This window comes from Kaarinaea lacus, assembly GCF_975902315.1.
The window spans coordinates 1-11,470 of record NZ_CDLKIE010000124.1 but is presented as its reverse complement, the minus strand read 5'-3'; the positions used below and the strand labels follow the sequence as shown (position 1 = coordinate 11,470).

General features: G+C 43.4%; 8 protein-coding genes. 5 read left to right on the top strand and 3 right to left on the bottom strand.

Features of this window, described 5'->3' with window-relative positions:
- Positions 1-1,947 (bottom strand): diguanylate cyclase (locus ACWVCM_RS03475; protein ID WP_455200318.1); only part of this gene is annotated, 1,947 nt, incomplete at its 3' end.
- A 596-nt stretch (positions 1,948-2,543) separates the two neighbouring features.
- Between ACWVCM_RS03475 and ACWVCM_RS03470 the strand changes: the two genes are divergently transcribed.
- Together ACWVCM_RS03470 and ACWVCM_RS03465 are read left to right on the top strand one after the other, a co-directional pair.
- Positions 2,544-2,897, top strand: a complete 354-nt coding sequence (locus tag ACWVCM_RS03470) for a hypothetical protein (RefSeq protein WP_455200317.1) — start codon at positions 2,544-2,546, stop codon at positions 2,895-2,897.
- 294 nt (positions 2,898-3,191) lie between these two features.
- Positions 3,192-5,555, top strand: coding sequence for a DUF1631 domain-containing protein (locus ACWVCM_RS03465; protein ID WP_455200316.1), 2,364 nt, complete (start codon positions 3,192-3,194; stop codon positions 5,553-5,555).
- A 60-nt stretch (positions 5,556-5,615) separates the two neighbouring features.
- Here ACWVCM_RS03465 and ACWVCM_RS03460 read toward each other — a convergent pair whose 3' ends face one another.
- Complete coding sequence (locus ACWVCM_RS03460; RefSeq protein WP_455200315.1) at positions 5,616-6,761, bottom strand: HD domain-containing phosphohydrolase; 1,146 nt, start codon at positions 6,759-6,761, stop codon at positions 5,616-5,618.
- Positions 6,762-7,103: 342 nt separating this feature from the next.
- On the opposite strand from ACWVCM_RS03460, the gene ACWVCM_RS03455 reads away from it, so the two are divergent.
- Genes ACWVCM_RS03455 through ACWVCM_RS03445 form a run of 3 tightly spaced genes read left to right on the top strand, consistent with a single transcriptional unit; the run spans position 7,104 to position 10,516 of the window.
- Entirely contained in the window at positions 7,104-8,555 is a 1,452-nt protein-coding gene (locus ACWVCM_RS03455) for an FGGY family carbohydrate kinase (RefSeq protein WP_455200314.1), read from the top strand.
- 19 nt (positions 8,556-8,574) lie between these two features.
- Positions 8,575-9,339: a glycerophosphodiester phosphodiesterase family protein gene (locus ACWVCM_RS03450; protein ID WP_455200313.1), complete on the top strand. Its 765-nt coding sequence runs from the start codon at positions 8,575-8,577 to the stop codon at positions 9,337-9,339.
- A complete protein-coding gene (locus tag ACWVCM_RS03445) occupies positions 9,332-10,516 on the top strand; it encodes a glycerol-3-phosphate dehydrogenase/oxidase (protein ID WP_455200312.1) in 1,185 nt (394 codons plus the stop codon). The genes ACWVCM_RS03450 and ACWVCM_RS03445 overlap by 8 nt, the downstream gene beginning before the upstream one ends.
- Before the next feature lie 6 nt (positions 10,517-10,522).
- On the opposite strand, the gene ACWVCM_RS03440 is transcribed toward ACWVCM_RS03445, so the two are convergent.
- Positions 10,523-11,248 carry a hypothetical protein gene (locus ACWVCM_RS03440; RefSeq protein ID WP_455200311.1) on the bottom strand — a complete coding sequence of 242 codons (726 nt, stop codon included), beginning with the start codon at positions 11,246-11,248 and terminating at the stop codon, positions 10,523-10,525.
- Positions 11,249-11,470: the final 222 nt, after the last annotated feature.

Genomic DNA, 11,470 nt, shown 5'->3' with positions numbered 1-11,470 from the left:
TGCAAACTGACAATCCAGCGTTTTTAGTTCTGTAATAAACGTCCTGGCCTGTTCCAGATTGCTGATCGCAGCGGTCTCGGTTATTTCGAAGCAGACATTTCGTGATGGCACGCCTGACTCATCGATGTTTTCTCGCACATATTGTAAAAGCGATGAATCAGCAAGTGAGTTTCCTGAAAGGTTAATGGCGATTTTGATATTTTCAGACTGATCGAAGAGTTCAACATAGCGGCGAAATGCAGAGTGAATAACCCAGCGATCAATCGTAGCCATCATGCCGTAACGCTCGGCAGCGGGTATAAACGTTTCCGGTAATTCAATTTTCCCCTCTGAATCGATGGACCGAATTAACAATTCATAATGTTCAGGATCATCGTCCGATGTTTGTAATGGAGCAATAGGCTGGCAATATAGGCGGAATCGATTAGCTTTTATCGAGTCCGTGATGTCTGCCACCCGTAATATTTCAGAATGGCGTTGGGCAAGTTTATTATCCGTATTCTCGTAAATGTGAACCTGGTTTCGTCCCAGGTCTTTCGCAGCATAACATGCTACATCCGCCTGGCTCATAATTTCAGCAGTATTAGACGTGTTTTCGGTGACCGGTACTAATCCAATGCTTACCCCGACTTTAAAAGTACGGCCTCCCCATTCGAAGTTGAAGTTTTGCACTGCTGATAGTAACGAGTTGGCAATGTTAAAGGCTCGTTCCAGGGGGCAATTATCAAGCAACAGTCCAAATTCGTCACCACCATAACGGGCCAGTGTATCTCGAGAACGGATTTTTGATTTCAGGAGAATGGTAAGCCTTCGCAACAGTTCATCCCCTGCCACGTGGCCGGCTGTGTCATTAACGATTTTAAACTGGTCCAGATCCAGGTAACACAGGCAGTGATGGGTGAGGCTGTTCTTGCTGCCTTTTATGGCATTGCTGAGTCGCTTTTCAAATTCACGTCGATTTACCAGGCCTGTGAGAGAATCATGAGTGGCTTGATGAGCAATTTGCTGGGCCATATTACGCGCTTCAGTAACATTGCTAAACACAACAACAATACCCAGTACGTTCCCGTTTCGGTGTTTTAACGGTGCGATGGATTGCTGGATAGCAAATTTTTGTCCGTGCTTGCCGATAAGCACACATTCTTCGCCCAATGTGATTACGCGGTTGGCTTTCAGGCATTGCCTGACTGCATTGGTGATGGGTTTTTGTGATTTTTCATTAACGACATGGAAGACAGTTTGTAACCGGTTGCCAATCGCCATTTCTGTGGACCAACCGGTTAGATTCTCCGCGATAGGATTCATATAATCAATGATCCCGTCAGCGTCAGTGGTAATTACGCCATCACCAATAGAATGTAAAGTAACCTGGGCTCTATCCATTTCCGCGAGCAAGGCATGTTCATATTCTTTACTTTCTGTAATGTCGCTTATTGACACTATTATGTCAGTAATAGCGCCTCGTTTGTTGCGATGACAGGAGACTTCCATTAATGCTTCGAATGGCATTCCTCTTTGGCGAACAAACTTTAATTCACATACTGATGGCGGACGAACTACCCTGGGATCAGATATAAAGTCAAAGTAAGTATTTAAACTGGTGTGGTGCACAAAAGTTGAAAGTGGTTTGTTAACAATCTGGTCAATATTCCACCCAAGCAGATCCGCCGCTTTTTTATTGGCATTTAGAATTACGCCCTTACGGGATAAATTGAAGAAGCCTATGGGCGACAGGTTATAAAGCTCAGTGTATTGCTCGTGCGCCTTGTTCAGTTCGCTCTGAGTGCGTTGCAGGCGATGGTTTTTTCTTCTTAGTTGTAGTTCCTGAGATTTGAGCTGTTTTTTTAGAATTTCTATTTGTTGGGGATTTTCTGGTGAGTTCTTATCGAAGCGGGCAGGTTTCTTAAATGGTCCGGTAAATAATTTACCCGCTCGACGCAGCAGCATATGCGGCTTTTTTTGCTTTCGTTTTATTGATGACGTTTCAGTCATAACCATTGGTTCTGTCAGTTTATCTCCGAATAAACGAGGTATTTAAGTAAATAACGTCAGAAAAATGTCGTACTACGTAATATATCTTCTTAAGTCACTGAGCTAACTATAGTTTATTTATCTATTTCTTCAATAAATAGATGTTTATATCTTAAATTATGATTAAATATTCTGAAATTGCCAGGTTTCCTGTCGGGTGCAATAATTTCTAGCGTGAGTGAATGTAGATTTTTGTTGCTCATTCGAAGAACACAGAAATTTGTACAGAAAATCAGCAACATAGTTATTAGACTGAGAAGTGGCTCACAATTGTGATTCGAAAACCAATTTTGAGGTGGAAATTCGATCAGCAGTTTTTTATGATGTTGATTACGTCGCGGATTGTTAAATCATTCGAAGACGGGACTGATAATGTATTCCTATCAACCGTAACAGTCTTGCCGTAATCAACTTCGTAAGTAGCAAGTAACAGGAATTTTCAGCTTGTTCCAGATTTTAGTGCTTTGTGGTGTGAAGACCACAGTGATATCGAGTCTCAATGAGGTAGTGTAATGGATAAGTTTTTTAGTATTTCGATGCTGTTGCCGGCATTAGTTTTGATGTTTTCTCTCGTCGCCTGTACATCTCAACAAGAGCTTATCTTACCCAACAAGGAACAACGAATTGCCGCTGTGCAAAACTACAAACAATGTGTTTCCCTGGCCACTAACAAGGGTGTTTATCAGAACCGTGATCCAGAGGCAATCGTCAGAGATTCCATGCATCGTTGCAGAACAACTAAACATGCCATGTTAAAAGATTATCCCAAAGGCTGGCGTGATAATTTCGAAAAGCAGGTCGATGAAGAAATCCTGAAAGAAGAAATTGCCTATGTTGTAAGGGCGAGGCAAGGCCAGGCTCGCTAGTTCCACTCTTTATTTAGCTTATTTATCCAGATTTCTGCCATTTAGTTTTTTCTATTAATCAGCGACGTGCCATTGCAGGCTCGCTGTAGTGGTTATCAGTCTTGTCTTCTCCGTATATTCCACAATCAGATTTCCATTTTCTAACATCGAATTAAGTCAAACAGTAAGCCGCCGTAATTAGTTCTATAAATTATGCGCGTGGTTGGCAGTCATAGCTTGAACCTGGTCACAGAATATTGCGCCACCGTAATCTAGTCTATAAATAAGGATAATTGGGGACTGAGGATTTAAGTCATGGCTTTACCGTCAGAAAATAGTAGTAATACGTCAGAGAAACAAGAAGTTGTAGAAGACTTGATTGGAAATACGGATTCTGAAATCAGTAAGTTTCCTGCACACATTAAATCGGTAAATGAAATTGCTTTAAAGCATTTGCAAAAAAATATGAAGTCATTGTTTTCCACTATCGATGACAGCATGTTTGAGTATGCAGACAAAGCCGACTCCAATCAGCAACAATCAACATACTTTGAAGCAATGCGTCAATTACGGCTGGAGAAAAAGGCTGTAGCTCAACAGTATTTTAATGTGTATGGAAAATACTTTATCGATGCGTTAAATGGTATTAAACATCATGGTAGTAGCGAAGAAGCCACTTCCGATGATTTTTCCTATTCCAGTCTCAGTCTGCTTGATGAAGATGACCTGGAAGAATCTCTCGCTTTTACCAATATGATAGAAAAATCATATGGATTATATCGCGAGCAATTGCAGGCAATTGTGCAGCGTATCAACCACGTTCTAGAAAACGTAGAAATTACTTCTGACAACAATCCAGTTTCTCCAGACAACATCTGCAGGGCATTCGAACAGGCGGGTGAGCTATTTTCTGTTCCCCTGGAAATAAAACTGATTGTTTACAAGATGTTTGAAAAGCAGGTAGCTGGGCAACTGGAAGAGATGTACAAGGAAATAAATGACATGTTTGTGACGGCAGGTGTTTTGCCCACAATAAAGTTCAAAGGACCTGTTAAATCAGAAGCACAGGAAGTTAAACCCAAGCCTGTCCCTGAACTTCAAAGCCCGCAGTCAGCGCAAAACAAAGTAGAAAACGCGCCTGTTGTTGAATCCGGCGACGTATCATTTGACTCACTACGTCAACTTCTTTCGATGCATCGAGGACAACCAGGCGACCAGGTGGGAATGGGCCAAAGTGCCATTACTGGCGGTGTAGACGGTGGCGGTGCTAGTGGCGGTCCTGGTGGAGGCGGTTATTACGTTACCGATGATGTTTTGTCAGGACTAACACAATTACAGGGAGACTTTTTTGAAACCGGTTCCGGAGAATTAAAATATACATCTGTTCAAGATATTCGGGAAAACTTGTTAAATGCACTGGGCAAGGATCAGGATGGCAGTAGAAAAGGTATAGAGAATGACGAGTCAGATGTAATTGATATTGTCAGTATGATGTTTGAATTCATCCTTGAGGATAAATCACTGTCTGACAGAATTCGAGCGGAAATTGCTCGTTTACAGATACCTGTAATAAAGGTTGCAATTCTTGATAAAAAGTTTTTTGACCAGCAAAGCCATCCTGCAAGATTGCTGCTAAACGAACTGGCGTATGCTGGAACGGCATTCAATACCCTGGATCAGGGTGAGGATGACGTGATATTCCACAAAGTGGAATATGTTGTGAACCGTGTGCTCTCAGAATTCCAGACCAATGTTGGAATCTTCGATGAGTTGCTGGAAGAATTCAAACAGTTTGTAGATACAGAGTTACAGGATAACAAATTATCAGAAAAAGTTCTGGAACAAACCAAACAAAAAGTTTCTGATGAAATAGAAAAAAGGATTAGTGAGTATCGTGTTCCAAAGCTGGTTTATAATTTGCTGGTTAATAAATGGAAAGATGTGCTTACTGCTGTTGGAATGCGTAATGGGTGTAAGGGGCAAACCTGGACAGCTTGTCTGGATGTTGTTGATGAACTGATATGGAGTGTTCAGCCAAAGCTGATGGCGAGTGAACGGCAGGCTTTAACACGTTCGATACCCAAAATAATTAAAAGACTGCGTGAAGGACTGAAATTTATATCCGTCGATGAAGCGACTGTGCAAAAGTTACTTGATCAGCTTGGGACCCTGCATTTAAATTGTTTAAAAGGTACTACTGATTTTACGCCGAAGACAGAACAATTAGAGCATGCCGGGGATGACAAGGATGATGTAGATTCCGATTTCGAAACGGGAGGCAATCCGTTTGCGGATGAATTGGGAGACTTCGAATATTTTTCGGGTAGTGATGACTTTACCCAGATAAAACTTTCACCAGAATCAAAGCGTAGTAAAAATCATCCTGTTGTCCGGGACATGGAGATGGGAACCTGGGTCGAGTTTATAAACGAGGAAAAATCCAGGCGTGGAAAATTATCCTGGAAATGCGACTTTACCGGTGATTTCACCTTCGTCGATCGTCGTTACAAGCTCGTTGCCGATATATCTATGGATAATCTTATCAAGCAGCTGGATAGCGGGAAGGCATCCATAGTGACGGAGTTACCATTGCTGGATCGGGCTATCGATGCCGTGGTCAGTACGATGACGAAATGCCTGGAAAGCGCCAATAATCTGGTGGCATCTCCCTCAAGATAAAGGTTATTTCAGGAAATCGTCGCAACAGTTAAGTATGCGTTGCGCTATTTATGCTGGAAGCTAGTTATCTTTACTGCGTTGCGCCAAAGTTTCTTTTACAACCGAGTTAAACAGGGATGTAACGTGTGGTGAGAACTGGGTTCCGCTGCAATTATTAATTTCGGTCATGGCGCGCAATATTGAGCGTTTGTATTGTCTATCGGCGCGTGAATGAGTCATGGATTCAAAGGCATCTACTACCGCAAGTAATTGTGCGCCAGGACGTATTTCATCACCCTTGATGCGATTTGGATAACCGGTTCCATCCCAACGTTCGTGGTGCTGTAGTACGATTTCCCTGGCATCTTCCCAGCCAGGAATGAGCTCCAGTAATTTGGCTGAGAGCCCCGGGTGTTGTTGCATTTGCACGAGCTCATTTTCATTGAACCTGGTTTCTTTTTGCCAGAACTGCTCATCAAGAAATGCGAGCGCAATGTCGTGGATATAAACGGCTGCCTTAAGTTGAACTGGATCTTCGGGACTTCCCATCAGCTGGTTTAAGCCTGATGCCAGAGATATAGTTCGTTGTGAGCGGCCTTTCCAGTAGGGAAGCTTGGATTCCAGTAACAATGCCAGTTTTTGAAAATATTCCAGGCCATTGTTTTTATCCAGCGCTGGTCCAAGTTCTTTTTCACTAGCGTGCTGCGAGTTACTTGTTACCAGGTCGCTTATTCCATATGCGGTAAAGTTTTCGTTATCGATTGTGCGATTTGCTATCAGCGAAATTACCTGGCTTGCCTTTTCTTCAACCCCGCTCTTTGGATTTTTACAGATTGATATTAGCAAGTTTTCAATTTCATTTAATAAATCTGAATCTACTTCCCGGTGATTAAACAGGTCTTCGCTGACTTCCTTGATTTTATCAAGCGATAGTAAAATGACTTCACCCACTATCGGTGAATAATCCATTTCACCCTGACGCATCGCCACAGTAATTTCCTCAACCGCATGCGAGAATTTGGTCAATATGTCGAGTTGACATAAATTCGAATTACCCTTAATCGTGTGGAGAGCGCGAAATACAGCATGAATAGCATCCGTATTAGTGGGATCATTTTCCAGCTGCAATATACAATTGGCAGCTACCTCGTATTGATCTACAAAATTTTCCCGGTAGTCTGTGATGATTTCATCATCAATGGAGATTTTAATATTTAGATTCGTCATTTATTCGCCTGGCCCAGCCATTCCGTTGTACGCTTACCATGTCATCTGACAGTGCTCGCCACCGTCCTTTAAAATTAGTGCAAAACTATCTTATTAATCGGCGGCTTAAGCCATATCTTTATGATGTATTCCAATATTCATTAACAGGGTAATCCAGATAAACCAAGTAAATTCAGTCGGTTATCAAGGCTAGATGGTAATACCTGAAAATCTGACCACGAGGCTGGCTCCGCAGCGAAACTGGTAATCGGATTCAGTGTATTGATGATCATGTAATCCAGTTAAATGGGATGTTGATATCGAGACCGGTAAGAAACTTACTTTTTATCTAAACTTTACAGTATGACTGAGCGCGACTGGATTTTGGCAATTGATCAGGGAGGCGGTTCCTCACGCGCGATTGTCTTTGACTGTGAAGGTAACGAAATAGTCAAGGTACAGCGGGCTGTTAGTGTAGAGCATCCGCGTCTGGGCTGGGTTGAACAGGATGCTGAAGAATTAGCTGATTCCATACATTACGTATTAAATCGTATCAGCGAACAATTACAGTCTGATGTAGGGCGAATAGCTGCGGCTGGATTAGCTACCCAGCGATCCAACATTGTTTGTTGGGATCGTCGTGATGGGACGGCCTTGTCGCCTGCAATTAGTTGGCAGGATATAAGGGCATTTCAATGGATGGAACAATATCAGGCGCAGAATCAGCTTATACGGCAAAAGACCGGTTTACTGGTATCGGCGCATTATGGCGCGAGCAAAATAAGGTGGTGTCTGGATAATCTGGCTGCGGTACAAAAAGCGCTAGGGAAAGATTACCTGGCTTACGGTCCACTGGCCAGCTATTTGATTTTTCGACTGGTTCAGCAAGCAAATAATTTCGTAGATCCCGCCAACGCATCACGCACACTGTTATGGAATATCGACAGTAAACACTGGGATTCGGAATTATTATCCATGTTTGATATACCCGGGAAATATTTACCGGAGTGTGTGGCAACTTCCGCATCTTATGGTGATTTGAAAGTGGGTGATATTAATATTCCGTTAACAGTCGTAACAGGTGATCAATCCGCAGCCTTATATGCGTATGGTCAACCGGATAATGATGTTGTGTATATTAATTTGGGTACTGGAGCTTTTATTCAGCGACCAACCGGATCAGAAAAAATCGATATTCCGAATTTATTATGCAGCGTAGTTTTTCAAAGTCGGCAGCAAAGTAACTATGTGATCGAATGTACGGTTAATGGCGCGTCGAATGCCTTAATGGAAGTAGAGGATGCTTTAGGTATACCTGGTGAGGAAGCGGAACAGCATTTTGACGCATGGCTTCTAGAATTTTCAGAACCGCCGCTGTTTTTAAATGGCGTTGCGGGATTGGGGGCGCCGTATTGGGTGCCGAATTTTCCCTGCAAGTTCATTGGTGACGGTAGTCCAAAAGAAAAAATAGTTGCAGTTGCTGAAAGCATATTATTCCTGATTCGGGTAAACCTTCAGTTGTTACAGGAAGAATATGAGCCATTAAAAAAGATCATTGTAACCGGTGGATTGGCTAACAGCGATGGATTGTGCCAGAAGCTGGCAAACCTTGTGGAGTTACCCGTTTATCGTCCTGTGCAGGGAGAAGCAACGGCACTCGGTGTGGCATTTTTGGCAGCTGATTTCCCTTCAGCCTGGGAAGAGAGTCAATCAGGTCATTGGTTCAATGTGCAGGTTGAAGCATCTTTACAATCACGTTTTTCTCGCTGGAGCAATTCGATGCAGCAAGAGTTGAAACGATATAAATCAATATAGAAAGGCAGCTAATACACAAATGTCAAAATATAATATCCCGCAGTTAGTTGCGCATCGTGGCTACAGTATCAGGTATCCAGAAAACACCCTGCTGGCAATCGAGCAGGCATTTATTGCAGGTGCCTGCTTTGTAGAATGTGACGTGCAACTAACCCGGGATGGTGTGCCGGTACTATTGCACGATAACAAGCTGCAGCGAACAACTGGCCAGGCGGGAGACATCAACGAATTAAATTCGGACCAGTTGGGCAGTATCAGTGCGCATTTTGCCTCGAGGTTTGGGGAGCAGTTTGAAGCGGAGCCAGTTCCTTCGCTCGTGCAACTGGCTGGTTTGCTGTCCCGGTGGCCTGAGCGCCGTGTTTTCGTGGAAATAAAACGGGCAAGCATTCGAAAATTTGGACGAGAGTTTGTGTTACAGAAAATTGTCGATGTTGTCGAAGCTGTTTCGAATCAGGTTATTCTAATTTCTTTTGACTATGAAGTTATTCAATTGGCGCAAAAAATTAATGTATTTCAAACAGGCTGGGTGATTGAAGAATGGAACTCAAGCAACAACGCACTGGCAGAGCAGCTCCGGCCTGATTATATGTTTGTGGATTATGAGTGTATTCCACAGCAACTTGTAAAATTTCCTGAAACCAGTTGGCATTTGGTATTGTATGAAATAGATAGTGCGCAGGCTGCCAGCAAGTGGATGCATAAAGGTGTCAAATTCATAGAAACTAATGATATTGGTGGGATGTTAAAGGCGCCGGAGTTTAAGCAAAGCAGTTGTCATGGATGATTTGCATTATGACGTCGTAGTTGTCGGTGGAGGGATTCATGGTGCCGGTATCGCGCAGGCGGCTGCTGCTAACGGGTATTCAGTATTATTGCTGGAAAAAACCGCTATCGGTGCAGCAACTTCCAGCAAATCCAGCAAGCTTATCCACGGTGGTTTACGTTATCTTGAGAGTTTTCAATTCGGTCTTGTTAGAGAGTGTTTACAGGAACGATCAATTCTTCTGCGAAATGCCCCTGAGCTGGTAACTCTTGTCCCGTTTTACATTCCAGTGTATCAGCACACGGTGCGCAGACCGTGGAAAATTCATGTTGGATTGCAGCTTTATCGTATGCTGAGTGGTTTTGATCAGGATGCCCGCTTTAGCAAACTGTCACCACGGCAATGGGATGCCCTGGATGGTTTGCACTTAGAGAGTCTTCAGGCTGTATATCAGTATTTTGATGCGCAGACTGATGACGTTGCCCTAACAAAAGCCGTTGTACAATCAGCCCAGTCCCTGGGTGCCGAAGTGTTGTGTCCCGCAAGTTTTGATAATGCCTCTATTCATGAGCAAGGCTGTGATATATCCATATCATCTGCTGGCCAGCAGTTTTCATATACCTGTAGCGTATTAATAAATGCCACAGGAGCCTGGGTGAATCAGGTGCTGGAAAAATGTATACCGCATCAAACGGGAATAACGATCGACCATGTGCAAGGAACGCATATTATTGTGAATGACCGAGCAAAATCCGGTGTTTTTTATCTGGAAGCTCCCCAGGATCAGCGTGCAATTTTTGTAATTCCCTGGAAAGGGCTAACCATGATAGGCACTACTGAAACAGTGTTCAGGGGCGATGTAGCCAACGTGGTTCCGCTTGACGATGAGATAGACTATTTATTGAATACTTATAACCACTATTTCAGTGATCAGGCGAAGCGCAGGGAGGATGTTACTGATGCTTTTGCGGGGCTGCGGGTTTTGCCGCAGTCATCCGATTCACCCTTTAGCCGCGTGCGTGATACACGCTTGCTAAGCAATGTCGATGACAGGCCAAGACTTGTTACCATGTATGGTGGCAAACTCACTGCCTATCGCTCCACCGCAGAGCGAGTGATTCAACTGATCCGAGGCAGTTTGCCACAAAGGAAATCGCGAGGAGATACTCGTACGTTAAACCTGTCGCCTGTTGAGTAATAAAAATCAGGGTTTCGTGAAGATTAGATTACGTAGTTCAACAACCGTCGGGTCGTCATGACTTAATTCAAATACCTGTTGTTGCCCACTGTTGCGACCTAGAAAAGGTATACTTGCTGCGGCCAGATAAGGCATGATGGCACGAAGGTCACTGGTTTCTCCGACGCTATGAATGTTAATACTCCAGATTGGTGTTGGCTGCCTGTCGCCAGTTGTGCGAATTGGGAGAGCAGCTAAATTGGCGTAGCGGTTATAAATAGTATAACTGCGTGTTTCATAGGTGCTACCTACACGTTGCACATAGGCAGGAACATAAGATGTTCGCTGCACTGTCCTGGTTTGACCTTCACTATCGGTAATCTTTTCTGTAACTGTTACCGAGTAACCGCCAAAGGTCTCATAAATCGGCCAGGAGTAGGTCTGAACAGCGGTTCGACCATCGGAGATTCCATATTGAAACTGTATTTCGAAATCCGCTTCGTCACGCGTTTTACTGTTAATTAGTCCCTGTTTTTTTAGTATATGATCGAAATAGCGACGGAATTCAAGGAAATAAAGATCATTGGTCGCGACATCTTCATTTACATTGGTGAGATAGTAACGTTTGCCATAATCTGTTACTTGTGGATCGGATATCGCATTGACGTTGACGACGACACGGGATGCGCATGCGCTGAGGATTACTGCCAGGCAGGCAAAAGGCGTTAATCGAAAAAATGTGTTGAGTGACATTTGTACTCCCACTTTACAAAACCAGCATAACAGAATAGTCGGCAAATAAAACCGACAACGGGAAATTCCGCTCCTGTTTTATTAGATCGAGTTTATGGTGAGATGTTCAGGCGAAACGAGCGATTATAAATTGACTTATGCATTAAACTTTAAATTGAGAGGTCAGGCTTTGCAGACGTATCGCTAATTCAGACAGCTGTTCACTGGCTGAAGCGACATGAG